At 65.3% G+C, this 15374-nt stretch carries 12 protein-coding genes; 4 read left to right on the top strand and 8 right to left on the bottom strand.

Features of this window, described 5'->3' with window-relative positions:
- Nucleotides 1-141: 141 nt before the first annotated feature.
- The 6 genes from ACFSM0_RS16830 to ACFSM0_RS16805 form a co-directional block, all read right to left on the bottom strand.
- On the bottom strand, nucleotides 142-3249 hold the full coding sequence (locus ACFSM0_RS16830) for an efflux RND transporter permease subunit (RefSeq protein ID WP_377393206.1): 3108 nt from the start codon (nucleotides 3247-3249) through the stop codon (nucleotides 142-144).
- A gap of 6 nt (nucleotides 3250-3255) precedes the next feature.
- A complete protein-coding gene (locus ACFSM0_RS16825; RefSeq protein ID WP_377393203.1) occupies nucleotides 3256-4458 on the bottom strand; it encodes an efflux RND transporter periplasmic adaptor subunit in 1203 nt (400 codons plus the stop codon).
- Nucleotides 4459-4551: 93 nt separating this feature from the next.
- The gene (locus ACFSM0_RS16820) at nucleotides 4552-6105 is read right to left on the bottom strand and encodes an MDR family MFS transporter (RefSeq protein WP_377393199.1); all 1554 of its coding nucleotides are present in this window, start codon (nucleotides 6103-6105) and stop codon (nucleotides 4552-4554) included.
- A 54-nt stretch (nucleotides 6106-6159) separates the two neighbouring features.
- Entirely contained in the window at nucleotides 6160-6720 is a 561-nt protein-coding gene (locus ACFSM0_RS16815; protein ID WP_377393196.1) for an NADPH-dependent FMN reductase, read from the bottom strand.
- A gap of 315 nt (nucleotides 6721-7035) precedes the next feature.
- Nucleotides 7036-7542 carry a hypothetical protein gene (locus tag ACFSM0_RS16810; protein WP_377393193.1) on the bottom strand — a complete coding sequence of 169 codons (507 nt, stop codon included), beginning with the start codon at nucleotides 7540-7542 and terminating at the stop codon, nucleotides 7036-7038.
- 151 nt (nucleotides 7543-7693) lie between these two features.
- Complete coding sequence (locus tag ACFSM0_RS16805) at nucleotides 7694-8503, bottom strand: response regulator (RefSeq protein WP_377393190.1); 810 nt, start codon at nucleotides 8501-8503, stop codon at nucleotides 7694-7696.
- A 92-nt stretch (nucleotides 8504-8595) separates the two neighbouring features.
- Between ACFSM0_RS16805 and ACFSM0_RS16800 the strand changes: the two genes are divergently transcribed.
- From ACFSM0_RS16800 to ACFSM0_RS16785, 4 genes are all read left to right on the top strand, one after another.
- Nucleotides 8596-8781, top strand: coding sequence for a NepR family anti-sigma factor (locus tag ACFSM0_RS16800; RefSeq protein WP_377393187.1), 186 nt, complete (start codon nucleotides 8596-8598; stop codon nucleotides 8779-8781).
- On the top strand, nucleotides 8778-9368 hold the full coding sequence (locus ACFSM0_RS16795) for an RNA polymerase sigma factor (protein ID WP_377393184.1): 591 nt from the start codon (nucleotides 8778-8780) through the stop codon (nucleotides 9366-9368). The genes ACFSM0_RS16800 and ACFSM0_RS16795 overlap by 4 nt, the downstream gene beginning before the upstream one ends.
- Nucleotides 9365-11209 carry a sensor histidine kinase gene (locus ACFSM0_RS16790; RefSeq protein WP_377393181.1) on the top strand — a complete coding sequence of 615 codons (1845 nt, stop codon included), beginning with the start codon at nucleotides 9365-9367 and terminating at the stop codon, nucleotides 11207-11209. The genes ACFSM0_RS16795 and ACFSM0_RS16790 overlap by 4 nt, the downstream gene beginning before the upstream one ends.
- A 113-nt stretch (nucleotides 11210-11322) precedes the next feature.
- Nucleotides 11323-11496: a DUF1328 domain-containing protein gene (locus tag ACFSM0_RS16785; RefSeq protein ID WP_097069023.1), complete on the top strand. Its 174-nt coding sequence runs from the start codon at nucleotides 11323-11325 to the stop codon at nucleotides 11494-11496.
- Nucleotides 11497-11545: 49 nt separating this feature from the next.
- Here ACFSM0_RS16785 and ACFSM0_RS16780 read toward each other — a convergent pair whose 3' ends face one another.
- On the bottom strand, nucleotides 11546-12565 hold the full coding sequence (locus tag ACFSM0_RS16780; protein ID WP_377393178.1) for a sensor histidine kinase: 1020 nt from the start codon (nucleotides 12563-12565) through the stop codon (nucleotides 11546-11548).
- A 309-nt stretch (nucleotides 12566-12874) separates the two neighbouring features.
- Nucleotides 12875-15250, bottom strand: a complete 2376-nt coding sequence (locus tag ACFSM0_RS16775) for a methyl-accepting chemotaxis protein (RefSeq protein WP_377393175.1) — start codon at nucleotides 15248-15250, stop codon at nucleotides 12875-12877.
- Between the last annotated feature and the right edge of the window lie 124 nt (nucleotides 15251-15374).

Raw genomic sequence — 15374 nt, 5'->3', positions numbered from 1 at the left:
AGTTTAACGATACGCGGGAGACTCTCTTCGCGCCAGATTTTTTTGGTCGCACCCCTCTCCCTTCGCGCAGGAACACGGCCTTTCGTGCGCATGGCGCAAGAAAGGGCGGTCTGTTCCGCGCCGTGGTGATTTTCGCCGCGCTCACAGAGCGCGGCGCGTGAACCGGGCGGCGAGCGACATGATCAGCACATAGAGCGCGGGCACCATGAAGATGCCGAGGAAGGTCGATGCGACCATGCCGCCAATCACCCCGGTGCCAATGGCATTTTGCGCGGCGGCACCCGCGCCGGAGGCCGTGGCAAGCGGGGTGACGCCCAGGATGAAGGCCAGCGCGGTCATCAGGATCGGGCGCAGGCGGAGGCGCGCGGAATCGATTGCCGCCTGTTTGAGCGTTTTGCCCTCTTTGCGCAGGCTCTCGGCAAATTCCACGATCAGGATCGCATTGCGTGCCGCAAGCCCGATGGTGGTGAGCATGCCGACCTTGAAGTAGACATCGTTCGATTGCCCGAACACCCAGGCGGCGATGAGCGCGCCGAGCACCCCCACCGGCACCGCGAGCATCACGGCAAAGGGGATCGTCCAGCTTTCATAAAGGGCTGCGAGCGCAAGAAAGACAACGAGCACCGAGACCGCATAGAGGAGCGGCGCCTGATTGCCCGATTGTTGCTCCTGATAGCTCAGCCCGGTCCAGGCGAGACCATAGCCGCCCTCAAGCCCGTCCACGAGGTCTTGCATCGCGGCCATTGCCGTCCCGGTCGAGACGCCATTGGCCGCGGAACCCGAAACCGAGATGGCCGCGGTCGAGTTGTAGCGGCTCAGGCTTGGCGGCACCGGCTCCCACCGGGTTGTGGCGAAGGCCGAAAACGGCACCATTTCGCCCGAGGCGTTGCGGGCATACCAATCATAGATGTCTTCCGGTTGCATCCGGTAGGCGGCATCGGCCTGCACGATCACCGGGCGCAGCGAGGAGCCGAGCACGAAATCGTTCACCTCGTTGCCCGCGAAAACGGTGGAAAGCATCGCGTTCACCTCTGACAGGGTGAGCCCGAGGCTTTCGAGCTTTTGCTGGTCGATGTCGAGGCGCAGCGCGCTTTCTGAATCGATCCCGTCCACGCGCACGGTGGTCAGCCGGGGGTCCTGATCGGCGCGGGTCTCAAGCTCTTTCGCGGCGGCCTGAAGCGCCTCGACGCCGTGGCCCGCCTGATCGATCAGGTAAAAGCTGAAGCCGCCGGTATTGCCAAGGCCCCGGATCGCGGGTGGCTGGTTGACAAACACCCGCCCCGCGCGCTCGGTGGCAAAGGCCGCATTGGCGCGCGCGGCAATGGCGGCGGCGGTGAGGGCGGGGTCTTTTGCGCGTTCCTCAAAATCGCGCAGCTTCACAAACAGCATGCCGCGGTTTTGCCCGGTGCCGCTGAAGCCAAAGCCGAGCGAGGCGAAGCTGGCCTCCACCCCGGCTTTTTCGGTGTTCAGAAGGTAGTCGTTGACCCGGTCGAGCACGTCTTTGGTTTGTTGCGTGGTTGCGCCCTGATCAAGCTGGATGATCGCCATCAGCACGCCCTGATCCTCGGTCGGGATGAAGGACGAGGTGATGCGCCCGTAAACGCCCCAGGCGGCCGCAAGCACCACGGCCAGAACCGCAAGCATCAACCCCGGCGCGCGCAGGCTCCGGCCCACGGACTTGCCGTAAAAATCCGTGAACCGGTCGAGCCCGCCGTTGAACCAGCGCGCGGGCGCAAAGGTCGGTTCGGCATCGCCCAGCCGCAATAGCCGCGCCGACATCGGTGGCGACAGGATAATGGCGACAAGCAGCGAGAGCGCCATCGCCGTGACCATGGTGAGCGAGAACTGGCGGTAGATCACGCCCGTCGAGCCCGGGAAAAAGGCCATCGGCAGGAACACCGCGGCGAGCACCACGTTGATGCCGACAAGGGCGGCGGTAATTTGCCCCATGCTCTTCGCCGTCGCCTCGGGCGCGGGCAGGCGCTCGTCGCGCATCAGCCGCTCGACGTTTTCCACCACCACGATCGCATCGTCGACCAAAAGCCCGATCGCGAGCACCATCGCAAACATCGTCAGCGTGTTGATCGAATAGCCCGCGGCCCAGAGCACGGCGAGCGTGCCGAGCAGCACCACCGGCACGGTGATCAGCGGAATGAGCGTGGCCCGCCAGCTTTGCAAAAACACGATCAGCACCAGCACCACGAGCCCCACCGCCTCGATCAGCGTATGTTCCACCTGCTCGATGGAAAGCTCGACAAAGGGCGAGGTGTCATAGGCCACGCGGAATTCGAGCCCGGCGGGAAGCGCCTTGGCAAGCCGGTCAAGCGTGGCGCGCACCGCGGTCGAGGTATCAACCGCATTGGCGCCGGTTTCGAGGTTTACGGAAAAGCCCGCGGCGGGTTCGCCGCTGAAATAGGCGTCCCCGCCATAGCTTTCCTGACCGATCTCGACGCGCGCAACATCGCTCAGATGCACCGAGGCGCCATCGGCTTCGGTCTTGATCAGGATCTGCTCGAATTCCTCCGCGGTCGTGAGCTGGCTTTGCGCGGTGATGGTGGCGGTGAACTGCTGGCCTTCGGTGGTGGGCTGGCTGCCGAGCGCGCCAACCGAAACGGTGGTGTTTTGCGCCTCGACGGCGGAGGTCACATCGGAGGGGGTAAGCTGAAACCGCACCAGCGCCAGCGGATCGAGCCAGATCCGCATCGCATAGCCCGAGCCAAAGGCGCGCACATCGCCCACGCCCTCGGTGCGCTCGATCTGGTCTTCGACCTGTTCGGTGAGAATATCGCCCAGTTGCAGCGTCGAATGCTGGCCGCGCGTATCGACAAGCGCGCCGATCATCAGGATGTCGGAGGAGGAGCGGCGCACGTTCACGCCCGCCGTCTGCACCGAGCTTGGCAGGTCGCGCAGGGCGTTGCTCACCTTGGTCTGGACATCGTTTTGCGCATCGACCGGCTCGACGGAGCCGTCGAAGGTGAGCGTGATCGAGGAGGAGCCCTTGCTTGAGGTGCTCTCCATGTAAAGCAGGCCGTCAAGCCCGGTCAGGCTTTCCTCGATCACCCGGGTCACGGAGTTGAGCACCGCATCGGCGGTGGCGCCCGCGTAGGTGGCGGAGATCCGCACCGTGGTGGGGGCGATGTCGGGGTATTGCGCCACCGGCATCTTGGTGAAGGAGGCGGCGCCCGCGAGCATCGTCATGATGGCGAGCACCCATGCGAAGACGGGGCGTTTGAGGAACATGTTGCCCATGATGGCTCAGTTCTCCTGCGCCGCCGGGGCGGCGGTGCTCGCATCGCGCACCACCCCCTGCGCATCAATCGTCACCGGCACCGGTGCGACCCCCGCGCCGTCTTGCAGGTTGGTCAGCCCGTCAACCACCAGCGCGTCGCCGGCGCGCACGCCCTCGGTGACGATCCAGGCGTTTTCATAGCTGCCGGTTGAGCTGAGCGTGCGCTTTTCGGCCTTTCCGTCAACCGCGACAAAGGCGCTGAGCGTGCCATCGGAGGCGCGCGTGGTCGCGCGCTGCGGCACGAGGATCGCGCGCACGGTGCCAAGCGTGATCGTCACCCGCAAAAACTGCCCCGGCAAGATCTTGCGGTTGGGGTTGTCGAACTGGATGCGCATCTCCGTTGTGCCGGTGGTGGAGGAGACGGTGGTGCCGGGGGAGACGAAGCTGCCCTTGCGCTCGTAAATTTCGCCCGTTTCGAGGGTGAGAGCAAAATCGACCGTCTCGCCGCGGGACAGTTTGCCGGTTTCGAGCATCGCGCGATGTTCAAGCCTGCGCCGGCTCGATTCCTCCACATCGACATAGATCGGGTCGAGCCGGGTCACGGTGGTGAGCGCATCGGTCTGGTTTGCGGTGACAATCGCCCCGGTCGAGACGGTGGCGACATCGGGCACGCCCGAAATCGGCGCGGTGATGCGGGTGCGGTCGAGGTTGAGTTTTGCGGTGTCGCGTGCCGCTTCGGCGGAGCGCAGCGTTGCCTCGGCCGAGGCCACGGCCACGCGGGCGCTGTCGACATCCTCCACTGAAATCGAGGTGCTTTCGAGCTTCTTGTAGCGCGCAAAGGTGGCGTGCGCGGCATCCAATGCGGCCTCGGCGCTATCGACAGCCGCTTCGGCAGATTTCAGGTCTGCCTCGTAAGTGTCTCCATCAATGGTGAAAAGCGGATCACCCACCTTCACCGGACGGCCCGCCCGGTAAAGGATCTGCGCAATCACGCCGGACACACGCGGGCGGATATCGACCTCTTCATAGGCCACCGCCCGCCCCGGCACGGTGGTCTTGTAGGGCACGTCCGATTGCGTGAGCGTGACCACGCCAACCTTGGTGGGGCCGGGGGCGGCTTGCTGGGCCTGCGCGGGGGCCGCGAGGCCAAGCGCAAGCGCCGGGATCAGGAGACTGCGCAGAGGCAGCCGTGACAAAAGCGAAGCGGGGCGGGGCAGGATGGCCGGCATGAGTCCTCGGCAAGTGGGAAGGTTCGTAAAGAATACGCATGAGCGGGGCAAATCAGTCGGGACGGGGTCGACACGCTTGCGTGATCAGGCGCTTTATTTGCTCTCCTGCCGCTCTCTTGGCCCCTCGGAGGGGCGCTTCGGCGCGAGATCGGTGCCGCGCAGGTTCACCGCGATCAGCAGCGCGAGCACCATCACCCCCGCGCCAATCAGAAAGCTCGCCGAGATCGCCTGCCGGAACGCCTCGGCAACCGCGGCGCGCTGCGGCCCCGACAGGGCCGAAATCGTTTCCATGCCGCCCGTGGCGATGGCGGTGGCATCAATGCCGCCGAGGCCCTGCAGATTTGCCGCCAAAAGGCTCGTCATCACCCCGCCGGAGACGGCAACGCCCATCGCGCCGCCCAAGGAGCGCAGGAAGGACATGCTCGATGTTGCAACGCCAAGGCTTGCGCGCGGCACCGCATTTTGCACGATGACGGTGGCATTGGGCATCGCGCTTCCCATGCCGGTGCCAAGGACCGCAAGCGCGCCCAGAACCGGCACCAGACCGGCTTCGAGATGGGCGACAAGCGCCAGCAAGCCGAGCCCGGCGGCCTCAAGCGCAATCCCGATGACAAGGAACGGCTTGGGGCGCCCGATCCGGGCCGAGAGCCGCCCGCCGAGCACGGAGGAGAGAAGCATCGTCACGATCTGCGGCAACATCACGAGCCCCGATTGCGCGGCGCTCATGCCCAGCACGAGTTGCAGGTAAAGCGGCAGAAAAACCATTGCGCTCATCATCGCAAAGGTCATGGCGCCGGTGGTGATCGTGCCGATGGTAAAGGCGGAAATCGTGAAGAGGCGCAGGTCGACCATCGGCTCCGGGGCCCGCTTTTCTTGCCACAGAAAAAGGGCGAGAAGGCCGAGACCGGCCACGAGGAGCGCCCCCGATTGCGGCGATATCCGCGGGAAGACCGAGCCGGCAAGCGAGAACAACAGCAAGAGTGCGCTTGCCGCCGCCGTGAGCAGAAGCGCGCCCGGCCAGTCGATCTGGTGGTGGCGCTTTTCGACCGCGGGCAGCTTCAAGGCCGTGATCAAAAGCGCAAGCGCGATCAGCCCGACCGGCACGTTGACATAAAACACCCAGCGCCACGAAAACGCGGTGGTCAGCGCACCGCCAAGCACCGGCCCGGCCAGCGAGGAAAAGGCAAAGGCGCCGGTGAAGAGGCCCTGATAGCGCAGCCGCTCACGCGGGCCGACCACGTCGGAAATCGTGGTTTGGGTGAGCGTCATCAGCCCGCCGCCGCCGATCCCCTGCAGCAGTCGAAAGCCGATCAGCTCCGGCATGGATTGCGCGAGGCCACAGAGCGCCGAGGCAAGGATGAAGAGCGTGATCGCGCCCAAAAGCAGATTGCGCCGCCCGAACATGTCGCCAAGCTTGCCGAAGATCGGCGTGGCGGTGGTCGACGAGAGCATGAAGGCCGTGACCACCCAGGAGAGATGCGCCATGCCGCCAAGATCGCTTGCCACCGCGGGGAGCGCGGTATTGACGATGGATTGGTCCAGCGCGGCGAGCACCATCGCCAGCATCAACCCGGCAAGGATCAGCCGCAGCGGGGCGCGGCCGCGCCCGGGGGCGGCGAAATCGGCGGAGGGGGTGATCTCAGACATCAGCGGTCCGGTTGCAATTGGCCCCCCGGGACGCGCGGGGGGCCGGGCACGGGATCAGGCGGCGTGGCGCGCCACCCAGGCCGCGAATGAGGTCGCGATTTGGCGCAGGAAGGCGCGGGTATCCTCGGATTTGACTTTGCCCGCCGCGTCAAAAAGGTCTCCGAGATGGCCGATATAGGCCTCGGGCTGCGCCATCGTCGGCATGTCGAGCACGACCAGCATTTGCCGCAGGTGGTGGTTGGCCCCAAAGCCCGCGAGCGCGCCCCCCGAACCCGAGACAACCGCCGCCGGTTTGCCGTTCCACGCGCTTTGGCCATAGGGGCGCGAGGCGATATCAATGGCGTTCTTCAACGCGGCGGGGATGGAGCGGTTATATTCGGGCGTCACGAACAGCACCCCATCGGCGGCGGCGATATCCGTGCGCAGGCGCGCCCAGGAGGCGGGCGGGGTGTCTGTGTCCAGATCGGGGTTGTAAAACGGCAGATCGCCGATCTCGATGAACTTGAAGCGCAGCGACGCGGGCGCCAGATCGGCCAGCGCCTCGGCCAGTTTGCGGGTCAGCGAGCCGGTGCGCAGGCTGCCGACGAACACGGCAATTTCAAACGTATCTTTCATGGTCTTGTCCTTGGTTGACCCCGGGGAGGGGGAGGCGGCAGGTCAGCGCCGCGGTTCTGGGTCAGAGATACTGCGCTCAGGCGCGCGTTCAACCGGTGATTTGGGGAATAAAAGTGCGCATTCGCACAGGGCGTCAGCGGAAATGGCCGTCGTTTTGCGGGAACCCGAAGCGCGGCCAGACGTTGAACCCCTCGCGCAGCAAAAGACCCGGAGGATCATGGTCCTCCGGGTCCGACCCGGCGCAAGCTCTGCATCGGGTCTGCCAGCCGCGGCCTTCCCCGCAGCGGCCAGCGCCAGTTCAGGCGGGCAAGGCCCTTATTGCAGCTGCGACACGACGCCGTTCGCAAACGCATTCACCATCGCCACATAATAGGCGGGGCTGTCGAAATAGGCGCCTTCCTTCAGCTTGCCATCCTTGTCAAAGGCATGGGCGGCGGCGGTGTTCACGGTCACCGTGTAATTGTTGATCGGCGAGCGGTCGTCACGGTTGAGCACGCGCACCGTGCCAACGAGAACGGCATCTTCATCGCTCGTCACCTTTTCAAAGGTGTTGGCGAGGGCCAGCTCGTCGATGTCGACATCGAGCACCGTCCCTTGCGGGCCGAGCTGATCATTCTCGGCAAGCCGCGCGGCAATGGCGCTTTGCAGGTCTTCCGAGATCCGGCCCCAGTAGTCCGCGGCCTTCGGGTTGGCGATTGCGGTGATGTCGGTCTCGACATCCACCTCATGCACCGGAGTCGTATTGGCGAGCGCCGGCCCCACAAGCGCGCTCGAGGCGAGCAGAATGGCGGTGGTGGTGGCAATCATGGTCTTGCGGATCATGGTGTTCTCCCTTTTTTCGACTGCGCCTCAGCGGCGCTGTGGAGAGAGAACGCGGAAATATGCAGCTTGGTTCCGCATTTCACAATTACTTGTAAATAAAAGAAAACCCGCCTTTTGGGCGGGTTTTTGCCGGTCTGTTTCGGGGTGGCGCTCAGCCGGCAAGGGTCTCGGTTGAGGCAAAGAACATTGCTTGGCTCACCGCCGAGCGCACCTGCTCCTCCGAGAAGGGCTTGGTGATCAGGAACGCCGGTTCGGGCTTTTCGCCGGTCAGCAGCCGCTCGGGGAAAGCGGTGATGAAGATCACCGGCACCTCGCCGATTTCGGCAAGGATGTCGTTCACCGCATCAATGCCGGAGGAATTGTCGGCAAGCTGAATATCCGAAAGGATCAGGTCGGGGCGCTGCGCGCGGGCGAGCGCCACCGCTTCGGCGCGGGTGCGGGCAACGCCTGTCAGCTCATGGCCAACCCCCGAGACGATGTCGACAAGGTCCATGGCGATGATCGCCTCGTCCTCGATCACCATCACGCGGCCGGTGACGGCGCGGGTCATCTCGTCATTGGCGGCGGCGATCAGCGTTGCCACCTCCTCGGCCTCGACCTGCATGATCGCGCCGATCTCTTCATGGCTGAAGCCTTCGATCACATGCAGCAAAAGCGCCTCGCGCGAGTTCGGCGTCAGCCCGGCCATCAGCGCCTGAGCGCGCGCGGCAGGGCCCTCGGTGAGTTCGGTTCCGGGCGCACCCGCACTTGCCCAGACAAGATGGAACGCATGAAACAGCCCCACTTTCGGGCGCGGCGCCTGCGTGACGATGGCGGCATCGACAAGCAGGCTCTCGAGCGTGGCCGCGGCAAAGGCATCCCCGCTTGTCTGACTGCCCGTGAGCGCGCGCGCGTAGCGGCGCAGATAGGGAAGCTCCCCGGCAATCGCTTGCGACAGGTCGAGGGTTGCGGTCGACGTCATGGATTTTCTCCTGAATTCGAGTTTTCCTGGGAACCGAACGCGAAACGGCGCGTTAAGTTCCCAATGATGGACCCTACACGCGAAAAAAGAGCATGGCGCAAGAGATGACAGAGGAAAAGGGCAAGCCCGCACTGCGGCGCGATATCGATGAGAACCTCAAGCGCGTCTACGAAGCCGCGATCGACCCCGAGATACCGGACCGGTTCAAGCAGCTTCTGGCGCAGTTGAAAGCGCAACAGACAGGCACGCAAAACAGTGAGACGGAGGGCAGCCGGTGACCCAGTCTTCCGCCCTTGCCACGCCCGTCGATACGCCCGACCCGCGCGACGAGATTGCCGATCACATTCCGGCGCTGCGGGCCTTTGCGATCTCGCTCACCCGCAACGTCTCCGAGGCCGATGACCTCGTGCAGGAGGCGATCCTGAAGGCCTGGAGCAACCTCGACAAGTTCCAGCCCGGATCGGATCTCAAGGCGTGGCTCTTCACGATCCTGCGCAACACCTTTTATTCGGCGCGCCGCAAGACGCGCCGCGAGGTGGCCGACCCCGATGGCATTCATGCCGCGACGCTCGCGGTGCGCCCGGCCCATGACGGGCGCCTTGCTCTGGCCGATTTCACGCGTGCCTTCGACCAACTCACGCCTGAGCATCGCGAGGTGCTGATCCTTGTCGGCGCGAATGGCTATTCCTACGAGCAGGCGGCGGGCATGATGGGCTGCGCCGTGGGCACCGCCAAGAGCCGGGCCAACCGGGCACGGGCACGGCTGGGCGAACTGCTGGGCCTTGCCGAAGGAGAGGATCTGATCTCCGACACGGCGTTGAACCTTCAGGCCGTGGCGGGCCCGGGTGGTCCGCAGGCAGCATGACCCGGCTCAAATCCCTTCTCGCGCGCGTCGATGGCCTCGGCGCGCGCCTTATGTTCATGATGGGGGTGGTGCTGCTGCCGCTCGCGCTGTTGAGCTTTGCGCAGTCGCTCTCCTCCAACCGCCTCGCCGAAAGCCGGATGCGCGCCGCAATCTTGGGGGAAACCCTGATTGCCGCCGCGCCGCAAATCGATTTGCTGATGCAGGCGCGAGGCACCGCGATGGCGATGGCCGCAGGGCTGCCGCAATGGATCGCGGACACCGAAAGCTGTTCGGCACATATGCACGATATCAAGGAGGTCTCGGGCGGCAATTATTCCTTTGTCGGCTTTGTGCCGCTCGATGGCCGGATCACCTGCACCTCGCAGGATGTGCCCTTCCTGCTCACGAATTCCCCGTGGCTCACCGATCAACGCGCCAATCCGCGCCCGCTGCTATACGTCAACCGACAAGGGCCGATCTCCGGCACCTCGATCCTCAATTACTCGCTGCCGGTGCACGATGATGCCGGGCGGCTGCTCGGCTTTGCTGCCGTGTCGATGCCGCATGAAACGATTGAGGCGCAGGGCATGGCGGCGACCCATGGCGGGGAGCGCCCGCTTGCCATCGTCACCTTCGACGGCTCGGGCGAAGTGCTCACCGCCACCACCGGGCTCGACAACGTTTCCCGCGCGCTGCCTGCCGCGCGCCCGCTGGGCGGGTTCATCGGGCAGGGCGGGCAAAGCTTTCTGGATCGTGCCGCCGATGGCCGCCGCCGCGCCTTTGCCGTGGTGCCGATCTCTGAGGGGAACCTTTATCTGCTCGCCTCCTGGCCGGCCGACACTTTGGATGACGAGGGGCTGCTGGCCGATTGGCCGCCCTATGCCTTCCCGTTTCTGATGTGGATGGCGAGCCTTCTGGTTGCCTGGCTCGCGGCCGAGGGGCAGGTGCTGCGCCATGTGCGCGCCTTGCGCGCCTCGATCACCGCATTCGCGCAGGGGGATCGACGCATCCGGCCGCTGTCGATGCGCGGGGCGCCGCGCGAGCTGCGCGATGTGGCGCGCGCCCATGAGCACATGACCGTCGCCGTGCTGCATGACGAGGCCTATCTGGAAAACGTGATCCACCAAAAAGAGGTGCTTTTGCGCGAGGTGCATCACCGGGTGAAGAACAACCTCCAGCTCATCGCCTCGATCCTGAACATGCAATTGCGCCGGGCCCGCTCGCCCGAGACCCGCGCCGCGATGCAGAATGTGCAGGAGCGGGTGCTGAGCCTCGCCACCATCCACCGCGAGCTTTACCTCACCTCGGGCCAGACCGACATTCGCGCCGACGAGCTGTTGCCGCGGATCGCGCGCCATATCCTGAAGATCGGCACCACTGCCGAGCGGCGCTTCGATCTCGATCTTGTGGTCGAAGAGATCCGGCTCGTGCCCGATCAGGCGGTGGCCTTGGCGCTGTTGCTGACCGAGGCGCTCGACAATGTGCTCAAGCACGCCTGGCGTGGGTCTGAGGCTGCGGCCGAGGTGCGGGTGGCGCTGACGCAGGGCGCCGATGGTCGGGCGATGCTCGAGGTGGTCAACCCGATTGCGCCCTTCACCGCGGCGAACACGCCCTCTGCGCCCGATATGGTGCCGCCCTCGGACGGATTTGGCACCCGGCTGCTCACCGCCTTTGCGGCGCAGCTTGGCGGGTGGCTTGAGCGCGGCCCGGAGGCGGGCGCAGAAGGTTCCCTGCCGCGCTACAGTCTTCGGCTGGTGTTTCAGCCCGCGGCTCTTGAGGCGGGCGAGGAACGCAACAGCCCCCCGGAGAGCGGGCTGTCGGAGCCCGCGGTGGCCACGCCGAACGACCCGGAGCCGACATAATGACGGTTTCGTGAGGGAACGCGGCACTGGGCGGGCACGTTGATCTGGTACACTGGCCGCACCACACAGCCTTCGGCGCGGCCCCATCGCAACAGCTAGAAAGGAGCGTTCCCATGCTGGGTTGGGCCCTGACTTTTCTCGTCGTCGCGCTGATCGCTGGCGCGCTTGGATTTGGCGGTATCGCGGGGGCTTCGGCCTCGATCGCGCAGGTGCTGTTCTTCCTGTTCCTGATCCTCTTCGTGATCGCGCTTGTGGCGCGCGCGCTGCGCGGCCAACCGCCGCTCTGACCGGACGACACACCCCCTTGAAAGGGCCCCCCGCGCGGGGGCCCTTTTGCTATGGCGTGACCGGCTCGATTGGCTTGGGCGGAAAGCGCAGGGTCACGAGCGTGCCACCGCCCTCGGCGGCGCCAAAGGTCAGCGCCCCCTCAAGCTGGGCGGCAAATTGCCGGGCGAGCCGGAGCCCGAGGCTTTTGGGCTGTTCCGGGTCGAAATCGTCGGGAAGGCCTTTGCCATCATCCGCGATGGCGATCGTGGCGATCCCGTCTTCGAGGCGCAGCCGCAGCGTGATCGTGGTCTGGCCGCTCTCGCGCAGCGCATGTTCGAGCGCGTTGGAGACCATCTCGACCACGATCAACGCCACCGGGGTCGCCTGCTCGGCCGGAACCGCAAGCGGGGCAAGGTCATAGCTGAGCCGCACCCGCTCGTTCAAATTCGCTGCGGCGACGATCTCGGGGAGCGCCGTTTGCATCAGCGCGCCGATATCGGTCACCTGTCGGCGCGGATCATGCAATTGGCGCTGCAAGGAGGCGATCACGCCGAGCCGTGCTGCGGCAGTGTTGAGCGCCTTCTTGGCGACCGCATCGCCCGCCTTGCGCTCTTCCATCCGCAAGATCGAGCCGATCACCTGAAGGTTGTTGGAGACGCGGTGTTGCAGCTCATGGAACATCAGGGTGTTTTGCTGCGCCTGCCGCGCCCAGTCGCCGCGCTCCTGTTCAAGCTTGTGCAGCGCCGCGCGCATCGCCGCAATCACGAAGAGCTCGGTGGTGACGATGAAGGCGTAAAAGCCCATTGCCAGCAAGCCCCGGCCGCCGAGCCGGAATGTGCCTTCGGGTGTGACGAAAAAATACCAGGCCGCCAGCCCGCATGCGATCGCCATGCCCGCCCCCGCGCGGGTGGAGACAAAGAAACCGGTCAGGAACACCGCCGGAAAGAAGGTCAGGAACGGATAGCCGGGCGGCAACAGCCCCTCGGTCTCGAACCGCAGCGCAAGCGCCAGAAAGAAGATCGCCGCGCTTGCCCCCCATTCGAAAAGAGGGCCGTGCGGGGTCACGGTCATGGCGCGCAGGAGTTTCATGTGGGACTCGGAAGGGGACAGAATGGGCGTGGGTCTCGGAAGGGGAGAGAATGGGAACGGTGGATCATCGGGAACACCCCGGAAGACACACAATGACTATCCGATTTGCGGGCCGTGTAAACCAGATTTGGGTCCCCCCGGCGCGCAACGTAAATCGGGGGTCCGGGGGCGGAGCCCCCGGCGGGTCGCTCCGCTCTAGCGGAGCGAAATACCGCGCAAGGCGCCCGGGCAGAGCAAAGGCCGCAAGGCCCGACGGGAGCACCGTCGGGCCGTGATCGGGCAGGCGCATGCGCCGGGTGAGCGGGCGTCTCAGGCGCGGCGGCGCGAGATGAACCGGGCTTCCTCATTTGCGCGCGCTGCGGGCTGGGCCACAGCGGCGGACCGGCTCGCCCAACCGGCGGGTGCGGGCTGTGCCGCCTGCGCTTCGAGCCGGAAGGCGGAGACCGCCGCGGCGAGCGCCGTGGCCTCGCCCTGAAGGGAGCGCACGGCCGCATTTGTCTGCTCAAACACCGCCGCATTGTGCTGCGTGGTGCGGTCCAGCTCGGTGGTGGCATTGGAGATCTCGCCGATCCCTGCCGCCGTTTCGCGCGAGGCGGTGACGATCTCGGCGATTTTCGTGGCCGCATCCTCGACGCCCGCCACGATGTCGCGCAGCGCCCGACCGGAATCGCGCACCAGATCCACGCCGCGCCCCACGCTCGTGCTTGAACTTTCGATCAGGCTCGCAATGTCGCGCGCCGCTTCCGAAGAGCGCTGTGCAAGGGCGCGCACCTCCGAGGCGACAACGGCAAAACCGCGCCCCGCTTCGCCCGCCCGCGCCGCCTCGACGCCGGCGTTGAGGGCGAGAAGATTGGTCTGGAAGGCGATGTCGTCGATCACCTTGAGGATCTTTGCAATCGCATCGGAGGAGCTTTTGATCTCGTCCATGGCCGCCACGGCGCTCTCGACAACCTTGCTGCCGGCCCCGGCCTTGTCGGAAATGTCATCCACCGCCGCGCGGGCAACCTCTGCCGAATTGGCTGCCGATTTCACCGTCGCCGACATCTGCTCCAGCGCGGAGGCCGTCTGTTCAAGCGTGGCCGCGTTGCGCTCGGAGCGGCGCGCCAGATCGTCCGTCGCGCCCGAGATCTCGCTTGCCGCCGTATCGACCGAGGCGGCCGAGACGGTGATGGTGGTCAGCGTGCCATTGAGGCTCTCGGTCGAGCGGTTCATCGCCGTGGCAATATCTGCAAAGATGCCGTGGAACCGCTCTGGCATGCGGTGGGTCAGATCGCCCTGAGCGATCTGGTCGAGCGCGTCCTGCACCGCAGAAAGACCGTCCATCGCGGCCTCGCCGATCCGGTTCACGCCCGCGCAAAGCTCGGCAAAGATGCCGTCCTTGTCATCGGTGCGCAGCCGTTGCGAGAAATCGCCCTCGGCACAGGCGGCGACCACGAGCGCGATCTCCTGCGCGGCAGCATGTTCGCGGGCGGCCCGCTCGGCGGCGGCGCGGCGCTCGGTCTCTGCGGCCTCGGCCTTGGCGCGCGCCTCGGCGGCGTCGCGGTCGGCCTGTTCGGCGCGGGCTGCCGCGGCGCGCTCCGCCTCTGCCGCGCGTTCCTCTTCCAGACGGCGCCGCTCGATGATCGACTCGCGGAACGTGGTGAGCGCTGCGCCAATGGCCTGCACCTCGCGCAGCCGCGATTGCGGCACGCTGATCTCGGTCGAGCCGCCCGCCAGCGTTTCCACCGCCTCGGAGACCTTTTTCAGCGGCACCACGGTGGCGCGGAACAGCCGGAACGCACCAAAGGCAAGCGCCAGGAAGCCGATCAACCCGGTCGCGGCAATCACCGCCCCCGCCATCATCTTGTGTTCGTTGGCCAGCACTTCCTGGGCCGCGCTGTTCTCCGCGATATGCGCGCGCAACTGATCGAGCTGCGGCAGCATGGTGTGATATTGCTCATCGCTTGAGACCGTCAGGTCATGCAGTTGCATCGACAGATCGGCGAAGAGGTGAAAGGCCTCCTGATAGGCTTCGATCTTCTTCACCACGCGGTTGCGGTGTTGGGCGGAGGGATATTTCTCCTCCGGGTAACTGATCAGCTTGGCGACCTCTTCATCGACCTTGTCGATATATTTCGGGTCGATTCGCAGGATGAAATCTTTTTCATGTCGGCGCAGCATCAACAGCGCGGCCCGCACCTCGGGCATGCCAAGAGATTCGATGATCTTTTCGGCCTCATGCACAGCGTTGCGCAATTCGCCCTGAAGCCCGGATTCATGGTCGAGCCCGACCACGCGCAGGTTGTCTGACAGTTCGAGAAAGCTCGCCCCGTAATCAAGCAGCGGTTCGCTGAGCGCTTCGGATTGCGCTGCAAGATCTGCGAATCCAAGCTTTTGCGCCGCATCAATCATCAATTCGAGTTCTTCCTCGGTCGCGGCTATCTGCGCCTCGTGCCGGGTGATCAGGCTTTCGTCGTGCTGGTCGCGGAACTGCGTTTCGATATCGCGCGCCGCGGCAAAGCCCCGCTCGACCGCGCCCAGATCCTCTTTGAGCGTGGCCATCGCCGCGCTTTCCTTGTGGCTCTGACCGTCGGTATAGACCGCGAATCCCAGCGCGACGCCCACCGCGAACGTGCTGAGAACTACGATCAGCCCCATGCTGATCAGATGCGAAAAGAAGGTTCTGGTCTTGACTGACTTTGCCATGCCTGCGCTCCGAAATCCCGGGGCAGATCCTGCGAAAAAGACCTTAACGCCCGGTGAAGCGGCGCCACTAATCATCCCGGAACGCGACGATTAGTGGCTAAAACCCTTTATAATATTAGAATAT

The organism is Rhodobacter lacus, from assembly GCF_042683065.1.
GTDB classification, from domain to species: Bacteria; Pseudomonadota; Alphaproteobacteria; order Rhodobacterales; family Rhodobacteraceae; genus Rhodobacter; species Rhodobacter lacus.
This window is presented reverse-complemented; position numbering and strand designations above follow the sequence as displayed.

Excerpts from the sequence above, each read along its gene's own strand:
- ACFSM0_RS16830 (WP_377393206.1), bottom strand. The coding sequence starts at position 3,249 with ATGGGCAACATGTTCCTCAAACGCCCCGTCTTCGCATGGGTGCTCGCC.
- ACFSM0_RS16825 (WP_377393203.1), bottom strand. The coding sequence starts at position 4,458 with ATGCCGGCCATCCTGCCCCGCCCCGCTTCGCTTTTGTCACGGCTGCCT.
- ACFSM0_RS16820 (WP_377393199.1), bottom strand. The coding sequence starts at position 6,105 with ATGTCTGAGATCACCCCCTCCGCCGATTTCGCCGCCCCCGGGCGCGGC.
- ACFSM0_RS16815 (WP_377393196.1), bottom strand. The coding sequence starts at position 6,720 with ATGAAAGATACGTTTGAAATTGCCGTGTTCGTCGGCAGCCTGCGCACC.
- ACFSM0_RS16810 (WP_377393193.1), bottom strand. The coding sequence starts at position 7,542 with ATGATCCGCAAGACCATGATTGCCACCACCACCGCCATTCTGCTCGCC.
- ACFSM0_RS16805 (WP_377393190.1), bottom strand. The coding sequence starts at position 8,503 with ATGACGTCGACCGCAACCCTCGACCTGTCGCAAGCGATTGCCGGGGAG.
- ACFSM0_RS16800 (WP_377393187.1), top strand. The coding sequence starts at position 8,596 with ATGGCGCAAGAGATGACAGAGGAAAAGGGCAAGCCCGCACTGCGGCGC.
- ACFSM0_RS16790 (WP_377393181.1), top strand. The coding sequence starts at position 9,365 with ATGACCCGGCTCAAATCCCTTCTCGCGCGCGTCGATGGCCTCGGCGCG.
- ACFSM0_RS16785 (WP_097069023.1), top strand. The coding sequence starts at position 11,323 with ATGCTGGGTTGGGCCCTGACTTTTCTCGTCGTCGCGCTGATCGCTGGC.
- ACFSM0_RS16780 (WP_377393178.1), bottom strand. The coding sequence starts at position 12,565 with ATGAAACTCCTGCGCGCCATGACCGTGACCCCGCACGGCCCTCTTTTC.
- ACFSM0_RS16775 (WP_377393175.1), bottom strand. The coding sequence starts at position 15,250 with ATGGCAAAGTCAGTCAAGACCAGAACCTTCTTTTCGCATCTGATCAGC.